Here is a 17,618-nt window from a genome sequence, read left to right on the forward strand (position 1 = left end):
AAACAAACCTTATGAATTAATAGATTTTTTAAATAACGAAATAGAAGATGAAGATTTTATTAATTCAAGTGCATATTATCTTTCTGAGTTTTTAGAAGAACAAGCAATTTATGATGCTGATCTACTATATGAAATAGTAGATGAAAGTATTAAAAAATATGGAATGAATAGTCAATATATTGGTTTAGTTGAACCGCTACTTAATAAACCTAGACTTAGTGGATCTTGATTAGAAGTTAACGAGCCTTATTATTATAAATTTGACTTTATAGAACCTAATGAATTTATTGAAGACTATTTCAAAAATTATTTAGGACAAGAAGAAGAAAAAATTTGAATAAAAACACATCAATTTGCTAAAGAATTAGAAAACCCAAATCAACAAAAAGATGAAATGGAAATGGAATAAAAGGAGAAAAAATGAATAAATTATTTTTATATGGAAGAATAGCTAGTGATTTAGAGCTAAAACAAACAAAAAACAATAAAAGTTACTTAAATTTTGCCTTTGCTGTAAATAATAAATCAAAAAACAGTGAATTTATACCTTTAATAGCTTGAGATAAAAATGCTAATTTTATTAAACAACATGCTGATAAAGGAAGTGCTCTTTTATTAGAATGTAATTTAACAATTAATAAATTTACAGATAAAACCGGGAATTCTCGTTCTAATGTAGAAGTAGTTGTCCAAAATGTAACTTTATTAGAAAGTACAACTCAATTAAATATAAGAAAAGAAAAAAATGCAGCAAAACAATCTTTAAATAATCAAGCAATTAATCAAAATGATTTCAAATTTGATGAACCAACTTATACTGCAACACCAGTCCAAGAAGATAATAAAAATTTAGAAATTCCTCAAGAATTTGATTGAGAAACTTCATTTGAACAAGAGCAAGAAAAAGCTACTGAAGCTGAAGATGAAATGGAAATGGAGATGTAAAAATGGAAAATTATAAAAATTTAAATGATTATTGTTTTAATAATTTAGAACTAAATAATAAAAAAGAGCTAAAAGCAACACAATTAATTAATCAAATTATGAAAGTAGATGTTGATGAACTATTAAATTATTTACGAGATTTAGAAGATTTTAATGATTTTTTAAATATAAATCAAATTTATAAAAGTGATTTTTTATGAGAAATGGTTAATGATTCGCTGAAAGAAGAAGGAATGAAAAGTGACTTTCTTTTCTTAGCAAATGATTTGAATAAAAATTTTTATGCTGATGATTGAGTGGAAGTTGACCAAGATTTAGAATATTTCCAATCAATTGATGAAAAAGAGTTTATTAAAAATTATTTAAACAAAATAGATGAAGAAAAATTAATAGAAATTCATCAGTATTTCAATGAATTAATAAAAGAAAAATTATGAAAATAAGGAGAAAAAATGGCAGCAGACAATTTTACTAGACATAAATTTGGAATTAGCGTGGGTTGAGTTAATAGAACAATAATTGATTTTGATCGATTATCTGATGAAGATTTTAAAAAATTTGAAAATGATGAACCTTTTGGTTTAAATGAAGATGGAGAATATGAATATTCTTCATATTCTGAATTAGTAGAAGATTATTATTGAGGAATAGAAAATGAAATAAAAGAAATTAATGAAAATATTATAAATATTTTAAAAAATACTAAAAACGAATATTTATACACTTTATATGAAGATAATAAATATGATTGAGGTTTTTTATCTATTAACACTGAAGTTGGTTATCACGAAGGGCAGCAATGATTTTTAGAAACTGATTACTTCCCGGACACAGAAGAAGAACTTAAAAATTTAATAAAACAGTTTAGTTCAAAACCTAAAAACATAAAAGAAGAATTCCAGCAAAATGAAGCCCAATTAACTCTAAATAAAGCATTTTATTATTCACAATATAAATTACTGAAATTATCAAATCAATTTCCATTAAATATAGTCAATCACGAAACTTATTTTCAAGATATAGAACCCATAACAGATCAAATTATTGATCAAGCATTTAAAAAATATAAAGATGCTGAAAATGAGTTAAATAATTATATTTTAGAAAATAAAGAAAAATTTTGATTTTATGGAAATTTAAATGATTATTATTATAAAAATTCTGAATTAGGACTTGAAGCTGAAAAAGAAGCAAAAGCACTAATGATTGATGAAATTTTATATCAAAATACAACTGAAATTTTTAGTTACATTGAAAAAATGACTGGTGAAGAAAAAATGTCCTTAAGCGAGTATACAAAAGATTATGATATTTTTAGATTTGAAAAATTAGAAGAAATTGTTGATGAATCTATTAGGGAAGAAGGAATGGAAAGCAAACTAATTCGTTTAGTAGATTCATTACATACAAATCGTTATGATAAAAATGATTTAGTTCAAGTTAATGGTTACTTAAATGATTTAAAAAAAATTAATGAAAAAGAATTTCTTCAAAATTTCATAGACGATGAATTAAATAATGAACAATTAATAGAATTACATCAATATGCTAAATCACTAGAAAAACAACAAGAAACTAAAGATGAAAATAATTTAATCAAAGAAACTAAAGATGAAATGGAAATGTAATGAAAATTGAAATATCAAATTTTTATTTATCAAAAAATTTTGACAATAAAACAGATATAAAAATTCTTGCTTCTTTTTCATTACTTATAAGTACAGGAATGAAGCAAAAATCAAATAGTTTTATTAGATTAAATAAACTTTATTTATGCAAAAAAAATAAAGATTATTTTATTTTCACACCCTCAGTACCAAAAAAATCAGATGATAATTCTAAAAAAGATTACTATTTTAGCTTTTCAAATGAATTAAATGAATTAATTACAAATAAAGCCAAAAATAGATATTTAAAAGAAAAGGAATTTTAAAAGAATAAAAATGGAAAAATTAGATTTAATTGAGTATTATAAAAACTTAAACCCTTATTCATTTAAATTTGATGAATGAAAAAAATATATATTTGAGCGTTTAAAAAATTCTTCATATGATTTTGAAAATGAAATAAAAGAAAAACTTGCTAATGACATTATGAAAGTTGAAACTAAAGAGATTTTAAATTATTTTGAAAATAAAAAATTAGACAATGATTTAGGTCTATATCTAAAGGAAAATCAAATTTATCAATTTGATGCTTTATGGAAAAAGGTTGATAAATCTATTAAAGATTTTGGAATGATTAGTCATTTAATTTATTTAGCAGAACCACTACAAACTGCTCCAATGTACTTAACAATAAATAATTCTTTAGTTAAAGTTAACTCATCATTCAATGACTTTAAAGAAGTTAAACAAGAAGAAATAATTCAAACTTATATAAAAGATGAATTGAATGATGATCAATTAATAGAATTACATCAATTTACTAAAAATTTAGAAAAACAAAAACAGCAAGAACAAGAAGCTGAAATGGAGATGTAAGGGAGATGAAAAAATACAAATCATTAAGCGATTATTACTATGAAGGTTCAAATCTTTCAAAACTATGACAAAAAACTGAAAATGAATTAAGAACTAAAATGATTAGCGATATTTTGGAACTTGATACTAATGAAATTTTTTATTATCTTGAAAATAAGTCTATTGATAAAAAAATAGTATTTAATGTATACATAAAAAATAAAGATATTTATACAATTGATGAATTAAAAGAAATTGTTGATGAATCTATTAGGGAAGAAGGAATGAAAAGTGAATGAATACATTTAGTAAAACCTTTAAAAAAAGATTTCAAAAATTATTTATTCCGAGTTGATAATTATTCAAATAGCGTTGAAGCGATTGATGATAAAAAATTTCTTCAAAAATTTATAAAAAATAAATTCACTGCTAATGAATTAATAGAATTGGAAGAATATACCTGAGAGCTTAAAAGAGAAAAACAAGAAGAAAAACAAATAGAAAACAAAATAAAAAATTATAAATATAAATCATTAAGTGATTATTACTATGAAGGTTCAACAAGTAGAAAAACAACAAGATTAAACGGAGATTTATTAAAAGATATGATAATTGATGATATTTTATATAAAGATACAAGCCAAATTTTTAATTATCTTGAAAAAATGACACTTAAAAAAAAATCATTTAAAGATTATGTAAAAAATAAAAATATTCTCCGTTATGGTGAATTATGAGAAATGGTTAATGAATCTATCAAAAAAGATGGAATGAAAAGTGAATGAATACATTTAGTAAAACTTAGAAAAAATAATTTTAATTTTTTATTCCGAGTTGATGTTTCTTTAAATAGTGTTGAAGCAATTGATGATAAAAAATTTCTTCAAAAGTTTATAAAAAATAAATTAACTAATGATGAACTAATAAAATTACATAGAGATAATTATAGATGATCATTCTGAAGAGATGATTTAGTTAAAAAAATAGAAGATAATTATGCTAAAGAATTAGAAGAACAAGAAAAACAGCAAGAAAAAAATCAATATCAAAATTACAAAGAATATTCTTATATTAATAATTATCAATATAAACAAAATCAACAACAAGAACAAGAAGATGAAGAAGAAATGGAAATGTAATGAAAATAGAAAATAAAAAATATAAATCACTATGTGATTATTACTATAAAAATAAAAATACTAAAAATGAATTAAGAACTAAAATGATTGATGAAATTTTAGAAAATGAAGAATTATTAGATGAAATTTGAGATTATCTTAATGATAATGATTTGTCAACAAAATCACAACTTAATTTATATCAATATTTAGATTCTTCCAAATACATTTTTCAATATAGCAATTTATGAAGCTTTGTTGATAAAGAAATAAAAAAAAAAGGAATGAATAGTAGTTTAATTTATTTAGCTGAAAGATTACAACGTACTTTTGATGAAATGTGAGAAGGTGATTTTTGAGTTGAAGTTGATGAAGAATGAGGAGATTTTTATGATCTTTCTTCAAGAGAAATTCTTAATGATTTTTTAAATGAACTAGATGATGATCAATTAATTCAAGTACACCAATTTGTTAAAGAACAAGAAAAACAAAATGAACAACAAGATGAAAATAATTTAATCAAAGAAACTAAAGATGAAATGGAAATGGAATAAAAGGAGAAAAAATGAAAATATTAGATAATGATACATTATTATATGGCTACGATGAATTTTTAAATTATATTAAAAATACAGAATATAAACAAAAATGTATTTTAAATCGTGCTAATTATAATACGTATGATATTTCAGTTTATTCAAACGAATATTTAGTTGAAATATATTTTAAATATAAACCACAATATGGTTCAAATACAAAAATATTTAAATTATCATTCACTAATTTTGATGGAAATAAAATTTTAATAGAATTATGCGAAAAATTAACTGAATATGGTGATGTTAATTTATTATGATCGAAAGAAAAAGAAACAATAAAATTTAAAAAAAATAATAGAGAAAAAAATTTAGAAAATAATAAATTTGAAAATAGAATGGAGGTTCAATAAAAAAAGAAAAAACGCAGTAATAGTTATATGTAAAAATGTTATAATTCTAATAATAAATTATTAGAATGAAATGGAGAAACAATTTGAAAATTAAAAAATATTTAATAACAACCTTATTAATGCTATCACTTGGAACATCATTAATAAGCGCTATTTCTTGTAACACCGATTGAGTTTATAGCCAAGATTATTTAGATCGAAAATATGGAAAAAAACAAGATAAAGATAAAAGCAAAGATCCAAATGTAGGTGACAAAAATATTAATAAAAAAGATGAAGATTCTAAAAAAGATAATATAAAGCCAAATTATGATGATATTTTAAGCGAAGAGTTGCCAATTCCAGATTTTGATAAAGCTGAATATTTTGATAAAACTTGAGAGTGAGCTAAAAAACTTCCTAATATTGTTGCAAACAAATACCCAGGTTTAACTAAAGAAAAGCAAAATGAAAAAATCATTGAACTTTATAAAAAAGCTCTTGAATTAATCGGGATTAAAAATGGAACGGAAGAATTTAATATAGAATTTTTAGATAATCAAGCTGAATTTGAAAATCAAAATAATCTTTTTGTAAAATTAAGAAAAGAACTTAGAGATAGTTGATTATTTAAAGCTGATCCAGATCCTGGTAAATCTTTTTCAGAATATCATAAAAAATTCCTTGATGATGAAAGACCATTTTCCAAAGATTTAATTCCTAAGCAAAATATGTCTGAAGGAGATAAATTTTTAATTAAAACTTCTACTATGACAACATTTTTTTATGCGTGAAATAATTTACAAATGCTATCAATTATCAAAAGATATATTAAACTTCAAATTCAATTATATGAATTAAATATTAGTAATTCTAGAGATAAAAATGCAATTGAAAATGCACTAAAAAATAATGTAGAGCTTAAAGAAATTTTTGATGAATTAAATAAAAAAGTTGGAGCTTTTATCGACCCTAAAAATCAATTTTCTGTCTCTAAAGATGAAGTATTTACCACTAATTCAACTATATTAAAAAACTTTTATCAAGAAATGATTCAATGATATAACGAAGAAATAGCACCTCTCCAAATAAAACTTGGTTTTAGCACTAACAATCCAATTTCAAAGTGGCATTTAGATAAAAACGTTGTTCAATATTTTTATCCATTAATTAATAAAAAAATTCAAATTGATTTTTCTGAAACTGAAGTTGATAATTTTTATAATAATTGACAAACTTCAGCTAAAGAAAAATATAACTGATAATTTAAAATAAATAACATTTTTACAATATAACTATTACTAACAAAATAAATTTTTATTTGTTAGTTTTTTTATTATTTTATTTTATGGAAAAATTAGCTGTTTTATCAATTCCTATCGTTTTTTTAATCATTAGTTTGATTTACTATTTTCGTCATAAAAAGAAAAATACATACACTTTAAAAAAATTATATTTAACATTAATCTTTAATTTTCTTGCCTGAATATTAGCTGCAGGTCATTTACTTAATTTAATATAAAAAAAATATAAAAACAAGAATGAGCTAATGCCCATTCTTGTGATTTAAGGTATGTATAAATACATTATATCATAAAAAAAATTTTAAGGAGAAAAAAAATGAAAAAAATTAGTTTATTTTCTAATTTAACAGATCCAAGTGGGAAAGGAGTAGATGTATTAAATGATCTTTCGCAAGAAGCAAGCAACTGAATTTTCTATTTCCTAAAAATAGGTGTTCCTATTATTGGAATTTTAATGATTGGAGCTTTAATTGTATTTGCAACATTATTTGGTATGGCTTCCAACCCTGAAAAAAAAGAAAGTTATAAAAAAAATCTTAAAATAGTAGCAATTGCATTTGTAATTATTATAGTAGCTGTTACAGCAATACCACTAATTATTGGAAAACTTTCAGGACTATTTTAAGATATGTTCAACCCTTTTCAACCAGTTATAGATGGAATAACTTATCTATTTTTTATTGCGGGTTGATATCTTTTAATTTACTTTCCATTAATAATACTTTATATAATTTTAAAAATATTTCAATTTTTTAGTATTGAATTTTTAGAAAAAGTTATTTTTGGTGGCGAAGGTTTTAGTTGAAATTCAATCCCCACGACTTATAAAGCATTAATCATAATTGCAACTATTCTCTTTATTGTTTTATCTATAACGCTTGTATTTAAATTTGCTGTTAAACTACCATCAAATCAAGAAGAGAACACGTTGGTTCAATTTACTAGAAAAATTGTCCCATCAATTGCATCAATTATTTTAATCCCAATTTTAACATTTGCAATATTTATTATTTTACAAATCTTTTTAGATTTATTTCAAAAGGCGACAAATGGTCAATTTTCAAATCCTACAAAATTAATTCTTGTCAATAATAAACCTGATAGCTTTAGTGAAGAAGATTGAAAAAATGCTTTAGGGCCAAATGAATGAGATTTTAATGTAATAAATTTTAGTGATTATCAAAAATTACACGCTGGCGAAGGTATTAAATTAATAGTTTTTGTTGGAATAGCTTCAATTGTTATTTTTATTGCAATAATCAAAATCTTTACATCTTTTGTAATTAAATTTGCAGAATTATTCTTTTTATTTATTGTTTCCCCATTATTTGGAATATGAAGTGTTTATGATAATGGTGAAAAATTCAAGCAATGAAAAAAAATCTATGTTGGAAAAATTTCGATAATTATTGTTTATCAAGTTTTACTTAAATTAGCTTTTATATGAATTGCGTATTCAAATCAAGCTTCTAAATATATTAATTTAGATTTACCATCAGTCTTAAATTCTATTGCTAATGGTTTGCTTTCACTTTTCTTTATGATTGCTGGCTTTTTTGCTATTCAAACATTGGCAGCAGAAGCATCACAACTATTAAATATTTCCGAATCACATCACGAAGCAAATAGAATGATAGGTGGTACTGCAAAAGCTCTTGCTTTTGCTGGAGGACTTGCACTTGGTGCTGGAGGTCTTGCTTTTAAAGCACGTTCTAAAGTAACTGGTGCATTAGCTAAAAGAGATATAGGGCTTAAAAAGTTTTATAAAGATTATAAAGAAGGAAATATATCTAAAGCTCAATATAATCAAGCTAAAAAAGAATTAAAAGAACAAAGAAAAGAATTAGGTCTTGGTTGATCAGATACAAAAAGTGGTTGAGCAGCAGATACATTACACGGTATTAATAATTTTAGAACTAAAAGACGTGAACATTATGTTAATAAAATAGATAAAAAACAAAATAAACTTAACAAAATTATTAACTCAGATAATTTCAGTAAACTTTCCGCTAAAAAACAAAATAAAATTTTAAATAAAAATAATCGTTTAAATGAATTAAAAGAAATAAGAAAACCAAAAATTGAAAAAATTCAAAACAAATTAAATGAAAGAAAAACAAAAAATGCTTATGCACTTGATTATGGAAAAAGAAATGGCGATGGTAGTTGAAGACTATCTTCTGCTTTAGAACAAAAAAGAAAACCAAAAGTTGATAACAGTGAACAACCAAATATTGAAAATGATTTAAATAACAGTGAACAACCAAATATTGAAAATGATTTAAATAACAGTGAACAACCAAATATTGTAATTGAATTTAAACAACATCAAGAAAAAGGAGAAAATGAAAAAGCAGAATAAAAGAATAAAAAATAAAGGTTTAAAACTTTGAAGATTTATAACCCTTAAAGATTTACCAGTAATACTAGCTATTTTTTTATTTAATTTAGCTGTTAGTTTTTTTGCATTAGAAGATTTATCAATTATAATTAAAGTAATAACTTTTATTGTTTTAACTTTAATATTATCACCTTTGATATTTTTCTACCCTTCACAACAATGTAAAGGCTATGTTTTTATTTATAGATGATTTGTTTTTTTAAGCAAGCCTAAAAAATATACATTTTCAGCAAAAAATGCTAATACTAAAAATTTAGTTCCTTATATAAAAGCTGAAGAAGATTTTATAAAAGTTAAAAATGGTTATTTTGGTGCTCTTCAAATTGATGGTTTAGATTTATCAAATTATGATGAAGATGAAATTCAAGTATTATTAAATAATTTTACAAAAACTTTAAATTTAGTATCTTCTAAAGTTACAATTGTTAAAATACCTAAATTATTTAATTTATCAAAAAATAAAGAATATTTAGAAAAAAATTTTATTACTAAAAATAATGATGTTCAAGAAAATATTTATGATTTTTTTCAATCTGATTTAGAAGATATTTTTGAAAACCAATATAAAGATGTTTATTACTTAATTGTTTATGATACAACAATTGAAAATTTAAAAAAACAAATAAAACTTTTATCAATTAATTTATTTAATTGTAAGTTAGAAAATAAACAATTAGGTATTAAAAAATTATTAAATTTAACACTTGAAGTAATAAATCCAGCTTCTAAATTATCAGATCAAGAATTAAAACAAGCATTAGAATCTAAAAATTTAGCTAAACATTTTAGACAGAAAAAAATTAAATTTAGAGCTAATAATTTCAATGTTGGTGATTATTGATATTCAGTTCAAAGTATTGGAGAATACCCTTTTAAATTAGATGCTTTATGAACAAGTAGATTATTTAATTCACCCTCAATAGTAATTTGAAACTTAGATAAACTTTCTGAAGAAACTAAGAAAAAAAGATTTGATAGAACTATTAGAAGTATTGAATCAAATTATAAAGAAGAAAAAAATAAAGTTGTTTCTAGAAGAAATTTATTTGAATATGAAGCACTTGATCAAATTGTTGATATAGCTTCTTCAAATAGTGAAGAAATTTTTGAATCTGATTTTATATTTTTAAATAGAGCATTAACTAAAAAAGAATTATTAGAAATAGAAGATAAAAATAAAATTAATGTTAAATCAATGAATGGCAGAATTAATAAATTAAAGTTTAGACAATTTGAAGGACTTGGAAGTATTTATTTTAAATTAACACGTTCAACAGATGATCAAACAGAAATTATTGCTTCAAATATTGCTTATGGTTGACCTTTTGCTACTAGTCATCTTAATGATGAAAATTATAATTTATTAGCAACTAGTTTAATAGATAATTCACCAATATTTTTTGACCAATTTAAAAATAATGATTATCGTAAAAATAATAATTTATTTATTTTAGGAACTTCTGGAAGTGGTAAATCAACCATTACAAACAAACTTATTACTTATAATCTAACTTTAGGTAATAAAGTTATATTAATCGATCCACAAAATGAATATGAAAATCTAGGTAAAAAATTTAATGGTTCAGTAATTAATATAGGTTCAGGTTTCCAAACAACATTCAACCCATTACAAATTCAAAAAAACTTTGACCCTAATAAAATTGAAGGTGAAAATAATAATTCATCCCTAAATAATAGTGAAATTATGATGCTACACGAGCAAAATTTAGAAAAGTTTTTTGAAAGTATTTTCCCAGATATTTCTTCATTACAAATAAGAACATTAGGTAGATGTTGAAAAGAATTATATAAAAAATGAAATATTGATATAAATTCTACTAAAGATATTTCTACTTACAAAAATGAACAATACCCAATTATTGATGATTTAATTAAAGAATTAGAAATTTTTGAAAGTGATGTTTTATCAAATCAAGAAAAACTTGATTTACTTGATTTACTTGATTATGAATTTGGAAAAGAAGGTAAATTAAGAAAACTATATAATGGAAAAACTAATTTTTCAATTAACAATCAATTTACTATTTTTAACGTAGCCCCATTATTAGCATCAGCATCAATAAATGTATCACAAGCAAGTTTCTTTTTAATGATGTCATTTATTCAAGGACAAATTTCAAATAATATCAATAGTAAAAATAAAATTCTTTTTATTGTTGATGAAGCACATAAATTTATTGATGAAAAAAATACTTATGCATTAGATATTATGTCAAGTACTTGAAAAACTATTAGAAAGTTTAATGGTGGAGCTATTGCAACTACACAAAATCCAAGAGATTTTTCTGTCTCTGGAGAAGCAAAAAGAAAATCTGAAGCTATTATTGATAATTCACAATATGCAATTATATGTAATTTAAAATCAAAAGATATTGATATTGTAGATGAATTATATAAAAATTCAGGTGGACTAACACAACAAGAAAAATTATTTATTTCAGGTGCTAAAATAGGGGAATTTTTATTTAGTGTTAGCCCAAATCAAAGATTTATTGTTGATAGTTATTTTAATGAGTATGAAAAAGATTTATATTTTAGACAAGGAGATAAAAGAGTAAATGAATAATAAAGGAGCTAGATTTAACGGAAAATTTATTAAAGAAGAAAATATCACTATTTTTAATAATTGAAAAGATTCAATTAATAAACAAGGCAAATCACTTAATCAGGTGATGTGTGATATTTTAATTTCGCATATTACAGAAACTGAAAATAAAAAAATCATTAGAAATGTTAAAGATGAACTTTTTTATGCAATTAGAAAATCACAATTTGCATCAAATGTTGCTATTCATAAACAATTACAGTTATTAGAAAACAAAATAGTTCAGCAAGATAAAATCATTAATTTAAAATTAAATTGAATTTTAAATATTATGTTTAAAAATGTTGAATTAAATAAAGAAGTTTATAATCAACCATCAACTAAAGCCCTAAAAGAAAGTTATTATTTTACAGAACTTAATAATACTTTTGCTAAAAATTTAGAAAAATTAAATAATATTTTAAAAGCCGAAGTTAAACAATATGAAGATACTTATGATTCATTTTCAAAAACTGATATATTTGGTGAAGTAGAAGAAGATAATATTAATAAAATGATTAAATATAAGGAAAAGAAAAATAATGAAGTTTAAAAAAACATTACTTATTTTAAGTGGCTTGCCAACAACTATTCTATTATCTTCTATAGCTTTAAGTTCTCAAACTAATTATAAAAAAATTGAAGAACCAACTTATTCAAAAACAATAAAATATAGTAATGAATTTACTTGAAGACCTAGTGGTTATCAATTGACGGATTTTGCTGGAATTCTTCATTGAAATGATGAAGGTTTAGCTACTTCATCTTCATTAGTGCCAGCATTCACTTATATAGTTCAAGATAAAAGTGATGTTGTTAAAAAAGCATCTTCAATATACACAAGACAATGAGCTAACACTAAAACGTGAGGTTATTATCTTTTTTATAATGAAAACCACGATGAATGACTTGGTGCTAATGTAAAATTAAATAAACTTTGACAAAAAAATTATGAAAACACCGAGTATAACCAAAAACACTATATAAATGATCCTAGCTGAGATAAAAAAAATATAGATGATGGTTCGTTTGCAAAACATAATTTTAATGATACTTGATATATTAAGGAAAAAAATGGATTAGAAAGGTGGGTTGATCATTTAGATATTAAACTAAAAAATGTTTCATATGTTTATCAAGCTAGTGATGAAGAATATAAATCTAAAACTAGAAATAGCTATTTTTATAATAACCCTTCTATATTAAGAGATATAAGATATTCTATTAAAAATAGTATTATTCAAAAATATAATGATGAAATTCACTTAAAACACAATAGTGGTGACTATAGAATTAAAAATCTAAAAATTAAAAATTTAAATTTAAAAGTAAAATTTAAAATGGATTTTGGTTCAAGAACAGAGAATAAAGGTTATTGCTCTCATCACGGTGGCCCTTATTTAGGTTGTTTAAAATGGGAAACATATACAAGTACAATAAAAGACAAAGTTTTATTAGGTGATAAAATAACTGAATTTAAAATTAAAATTGATTTTGATTTTGATTATCAATATGAAAATGTTACAAGAAAAGCAAAATCACAAAAACTTGACGATTATTTAAAAAATGAAAAAGCTGCTTTTAATAATCAATTTGCAAAAACTAATGGAACAATTAATTCGCTATCAGATAGTGGTTATTATTTAGGAATTAACACACCAAAACCAACAGAAAAAAATACTAAATCAAATAAAGAATATTTATTACAAAAATTACAAGAATACCATAACAAAAGACCACAAGAATATAATGGAACTTTTGGTTATGATATAAAAAAATCTACAGAACAACAAAGCTTAGTTGATTTTTATTTCTACTTTAATAATCCACTAAATAATCAAAGCGAAAAAATTATGTTAGCTGAAAATGTTAAAATTAATTTTTCATTAACTGAAATAGCTAAAAAAAGAAATTTAAAAAATAGATTGCAAATTATTCCTTCTAAATATTTAGATTTAACAAATGTTACAAATGGAAAATTAGTAAATGATGTTCCAAAACAAATACTTCCGCCCACTTCTGAAAAATTAATAAATAATGTTTATGAAGAATATGGTGGAAAATAAAAATATAATGCATTAGTTGATGTAAAATTTTATACTACAGAAAAGGAAGATGAAATTTTATTTATTAATGGACAAAAAGTTGATGTTTTAGATAAGCATTTTGAATATAAACTTGAAGATTTAAGATTATCTAAAAAAAGTGATGATGATGAAAAAGAAAATTCTAATGAATATCGAATAGAAGTTATTAAATATAAAAAATCTGATATTAATCAAGAAAATGAAATTGAATTAAAAAAATATTACATTGATATTGTAATTGAATCAATTAATAATATTTTAAATGCTAAGTGATTTGCTTGAGATCCTAAAAATAATTCAGAACAACAAAAATTAATTGAACCTTATTTATTAAACCCTGAAACAAAAGAACCTCTTGTTAATGAAAAAGGTGAAAAAATTGTAAATCCAAATTATGATCCATTAATTGATGCAAATACTGGAACAAAAAAACAGCTTGTATGAGTTGAATTTGGTAATGATAAAAAATTACCAAACAATACAAGATTTTTACAAGATCCACTAGATATTAATTTTAAATTAATGCCAGTTCATAAATATAAATGAGGTTTTATCGCTGAAGCCGCAGTTTTAGGAAAGGGAGCTAATTTAACATTAATTGAACCTTCAGTCGATAATGAAGAAAAACCAAAACAAGTTACAAATTCAATTACAAAAAGATTTAAAGTTAAAAACATTAGAAAAAATTTTGAGCTAACAAATGATACAGAAAAAAACACTAACACTTCAGTAAATGGGGCAAGTACAAAATTTTCTACTAATGATAAAAACTATTTTTCAAGTTCTGGAATTTGATTATTTACATCGAGAACAGCCGAAGGAATTGATAGTTATAAAATAATTGAAATAGGTGATAATGAGCCTGATATATTATTTACAGATAGTTTTGCTAATGAAAAAGTTAAACCTTTTTGAACTAGTGTAGCTGGTGTTCATTTAGCAAATTATTTAGCTAAAATTAAAAAATATAATAAAGAACAAATTGAAAAATTTAGTTATGAACAAGTTTTATCATTTTGAAAAGAATATATATCTTTTAGCTATAATAATGAAACACTTTATAGAGATTTAATTTATATTAGTCCACAAGTTGATGAAATTGAATTAAGAAAAGCAGCTAAAATTACTACAAAAGAAGAATTTTTTAAATCATTAAATATAAATAATTATTTGAAAAATTTTGATTATAAAGAAAAAGTTAAAACTAGTTATACTTGAAATAATAGCTTAAAACAACTAGTAATTCAATTCGCAATTAAAGATGATAATATTATTATTGATGATTATTTAATTGAACCTGATTTAGAGGAAATAGTTATTGATAATTTATATTTTAAAGGTGAAAAAATTCCTGATGAATTATTAGAAGATAGCGAATTAAATGATGATAAAAAACTTAAAAATGATGTTATCAAAAAAAATGAAAATCAAATAGTTATAAACCCAGTAATTAAGCTAAATGAGCTAAAAGAATTTGCTAAAAGTCAAAGTCAACTCGAGTTTAGAAAGCAACCATTAAACACGTATTTAAATGATTTTAAAGATAGTGATAAAACTTACTGAAAAATAAAATATCACCCAAGTTCATATGACGAAAAATATCATATAACTATTCAATTTTTTATTAAAAAAGAATATGAAAATGATTATTATTTATTTGAAAATTTTTATAAAGTTTATTTAGAGTTTAATCAAAATGATGTAAATATAAAAATTTTAGATACTGAAAAAAGTAACGAAAATGACATTATTAATATTTTTGAAAATCTAAAATTAGACTTAATTAATTTAAAAGGAATTACAAATCAAAAACAAGCTGAAAAATATATTGTTGATATTTTAAGCGAAAAAATTGATACAAAATTCAAGTATAATCAACAATGAAAAATTTCTAATTTAGAAAGTGTTGTTAAAAATGCCGTTAAAATAGTTTATCAAAAAGATAATGAAAATATTGCTGAATTTTTATTAAATTTAGAAGCTATTGCGAATAGTAAATCTAATTTCATTGGTAAAAAAATTATAAAATTAATTAATGCAGTTGACAATGTAACAATACCAAATGAGCAAGATTTACTTAATATTAAACTTTCAACTATTAAAACTAATATATCAAATAAAGAACAATTAAAAAATAAAATAATAGCCGATTTAAATCAACAATTAAAAAAATATGATATGAATTATGAAGAATATCTAGAGTTTAATGATTGAGATGAAATTTTAAATCAATTAATTCAAGTTAATAAAATTAATGTTGTAGAAATAGAATTAAGTCCTAAAAACTTTTTAATTTTTAATAAACTAAAACTAAAAATTTTAAATAATATGAAAAGGGCTGATGATTTAACTTACAATCCCTATGAAGATCCAGAACTAGATGATGAAAGTAAAATAGAAAAGATTTTACAAGAGCAAAAAATTGATGAAAAATCAGAAAATCTAATTAAAAAAATAAATAATAAAAAAAGATTATATTGATTAATTCCACTTGTAATTGTATCTATAATCTCAGTAATAGGTATTATTTTATATCTATATAATAGATATGGTCAAGGTAAAAAAATAAAATAAATCAAAGCTTAATTGCTTTGGTTTTTTATTTCAATTTTTAAATGCTGTATAATTTAATTATTACTTTTTAAAGGAGAAAATATGAGCGATAATTTACCAAAATACAAACCAATTTATACAGATGGGAAAAAATCTATTATTTTTGATAGAAATTTAAATCCATTAAAGCATAGACCAATTATTATTTTTTATGATGATTATTATGATGAATATTTTTATATAAAAGCTAGAAGTGCATATGATGCAAATGGCAACAAAAAAGAAAAATATCAAGGTGAAATTTTCATTCCAGCAGCTAATAAAGGTTTATTAACTAAAGATAGTTATGTAGATACTACACAAATTTTTTCAATTAAAAGAATTGATTTAGAAAAAATTGTTGATAAAAATTCACATATTTTTTTAACTACAAATCATTTTACAAAAAATCAAATAAGAGAAATTTCAAAATCATTAATAAGTAATTTATTAGATTATGAACCACCTTTAGTTTCTTTTGTGGAAGTTCATTTAAAAAATAATAAACCACTTCCAAATTTAAAATATTGTCATAAAAAATTTTGAAATGAAATTACTAATTTAAGTTTAGTTAATTATGTGATAAGTGATGAACTTAATGAAGATTTAATTTGAGATTTAAGAGCATTAGGCGCTGAAGTTAGAGCTGATTTAAAAGATTTTGAACACACTTGAAAAAGCGAAGAAAATGAAATAATCGAACAAATAGAACGAGAAGAAGAAGATGAAATGGAGATGTAATAAAAAAGCGGAATTAAACCCGCTTTTTTATTATTTATTTGCATTTTTTCAGTCAATAAAATATTTCATATTGATTTTAATTTAAAATATATTTAAATAAAATTATTGATAAAAAATTATTTTTTATATAGAGGAAGGTATGTACAAAGCTGCTAATTGAGAAAAGTTTAATGATAAAAAATACTTGCAAGAATTAAAAGAAAATATTATAAATGAAGATAATAAATATTTTAATTCTGAAGAAAGAAAAAATGAAAAATGACAAGTAAAAGATTTTAGAAATAGGAAAATAAAAACCAAATACGGTTTATTAGAAGTTAGAATTAGATACTATTTCAAGCCTGAAAAAAACAAGATTATTTATTCCTTTTGTCCTTATTTAAATTTTGTTAAATATCAAAGATTTAGTAATAATTTAGCAATTGAAGTAATAGA

At 22.3% G+C, this 17,618-nt stretch carries 18 protein-coding genes; all 18 read left to right on the forward strand.

The window, feature by feature from the left end; all coding sequences use genetic code 4:
• Positions 1-409, forward strand: a 409-nt coding sequence (locus tag T403_RS04585; RefSeq protein WP_033161536.1) for an Mbov_0392 family ICE element protein, incomplete at its 5' end; no start/stop codon positions are given.
• Between the two features lie 11 nt (positions 410-420).
• Positions 421-945: a single-stranded DNA-binding protein gene (locus tag T403_RS0104025; protein WP_033161537.1), complete on the forward strand. Its 525-nt coding sequence runs from the start codon at positions 421-423 to the stop codon at positions 943-945.
• 2 nt (positions 946-947) lie between these two features.
• Entirely contained in the window at positions 948-1,388 is a 441-nt protein-coding gene (locus T403_RS0104030; RefSeq protein WP_033161538.1) for an Mbov_0392 family ICE element protein, read from the forward strand.
• A 9-nt stretch (positions 1,389-1,397) separates the two neighbouring features.
• On the forward strand, positions 1,398-2,573 hold the full coding sequence (locus T403_RS0104035) for an Mbov_0392 family ICE element protein (RefSeq protein WP_033161539.1): 1,176 nt from the start codon (positions 1,398-1,400) through the stop codon (positions 2,571-2,573).
• A complete protein-coding gene (locus tag T403_RS0104040) occupies positions 2,573-2,878 on the forward strand; it encodes a hypothetical protein (RefSeq protein WP_033161540.1) in 306 nt (101 codons plus the stop codon). Before T403_RS0104035 ends, T403_RS0104040 begins: the two co-directional genes overlap by 1 nt.
• A gap of 10 nt (positions 2,879-2,888) precedes the next feature.
• Positions 2,889-3,428, forward strand: coding sequence for an Mbov_0392 family ICE element protein (locus tag T403_RS0104045; RefSeq protein ID WP_033161541.1), 540 nt, complete (start codon positions 2,889-2,891; stop codon positions 3,426-3,428).
• 5 nt (positions 3,429-3,433) lie between these two features.
• Positions 3,434-4,546 carry an Mbov_0392 family ICE element protein gene (locus T403_RS0104050; protein ID WP_033161542.1) on the forward strand — a complete coding sequence of 371 codons (1,113 nt, stop codon included), beginning with the start codon at positions 3,434-3,436 and terminating at the stop codon, positions 4,544-4,546.
• Entirely contained in the window at positions 4,546-5,079 is a 534-nt protein-coding gene (locus T403_RS0104055; protein WP_033161543.1) for an Mbov_0392 family ICE element protein, read from the forward strand. The genes T403_RS0104050 and T403_RS0104055 overlap by 1 nt, the downstream gene beginning before the upstream one ends.
• A gap of 11 nt (positions 5,080-5,090) precedes the next feature.
• Positions 5,091-5,474: a hypothetical protein gene (locus tag T403_RS0104060; protein ID WP_033161544.1), complete on the forward strand. Its 384-nt coding sequence runs from the start codon at positions 5,091-5,093 to the stop codon at positions 5,472-5,474.
• An 83-nt stretch (positions 5,475-5,557) separates the two neighbouring features.
• Entirely contained in the window at positions 5,558-6,718 is a 1,161-nt protein-coding gene (locus T403_RS0104065) for a hypothetical protein (protein ID WP_033161545.1), read from the forward strand.
• Positions 6,719-7,073: 355 nt separating this feature from the next.
• Positions 7,074-7,382, forward strand: a complete 309-nt coding sequence (locus tag T403_RS0104075) for an Mbov_0395 family pilin-like conjugal transfer protein (protein ID WP_033161547.1) — start codon at positions 7,074-7,076, stop codon at positions 7,380-7,382.
• A gap of 3 nt (positions 7,383-7,385) precedes the next feature.
• Positions 7,386-9,119, forward strand: coding sequence for an Mbov_0396 family ICE element transmembrane protein (locus T403_RS0104080; RefSeq protein WP_033161548.1), 1,734 nt, complete (start codon positions 7,386-7,388; stop codon positions 9,117-9,119).
• Positions 9,103-11,745: an Mbov_0397 family ICE element conjugal transfer ATPase gene (locus T403_RS0104085; protein WP_033161549.1), complete on the forward strand. Its 2,643-nt coding sequence runs from the start codon at positions 9,103-9,105 to the stop codon at positions 11,743-11,745. Before T403_RS0104080 ends, T403_RS0104085 begins: the two co-directional genes overlap by 17 nt.
• Positions 11,738-12,316 (forward strand): Mbov_0398 family ICE element protein, encoded by a 579-nt coding sequence (locus T403_RS0104090; RefSeq protein ID WP_033161550.1) that lies wholly within the window; start codon positions 11,738-11,740, stop codon positions 12,314-12,316. Before T403_RS0104085 ends, T403_RS0104090 begins: the two co-directional genes overlap by 8 nt.
• Positions 12,306-13,829, forward strand: coding sequence for a hypothetical protein (locus T403_RS0104095; RefSeq protein WP_033161551.1), 1,524 nt, complete (start codon positions 12,306-12,308; stop codon positions 13,827-13,829). The genes T403_RS0104090 and T403_RS0104095 overlap by 11 nt, the downstream gene beginning before the upstream one ends.
• 12 nt (positions 13,830-13,841) lie before the next feature.
• Positions 13,842-16,424: an Mbov_0399 family ICE element protein gene (locus T403_RS0104100; protein WP_408631975.1), complete on the forward strand. Its 2,583-nt coding sequence runs from the start codon at positions 13,842-13,844 to the stop codon at positions 16,422-16,424.
• Between the two features lie 81 nt (positions 16,425-16,505).
• The gene (locus T403_RS0104105; protein WP_033161553.1) at positions 16,506-17,183 is read left to right on the forward strand and encodes an Mbov_0400 family ICE element protein; all 678 of its coding nucleotides are present in this window, start codon (positions 16,506-16,508) and stop codon (positions 17,181-17,183) included.
• A gap of 139 nt (positions 17,184-17,322) precedes the next feature.
• On the forward strand, positions 17,323-17,618 hold a 296-nt coding region (locus T403_RS0104110; protein WP_033161554.1), incomplete at its 3' end, for a UPF0236 family transposase-like protein.

Origin of the sequence: Mycoplasma collis ATCC 35278 (assembly GCF_000701825.1) — a bacterium.
GTDB lineage: Bacteria > Bacillota_I > Bacilli_A > Mycoplasmatales > Metamycoplasmataceae > Mesomycoplasma_A > Mesomycoplasma_A collis.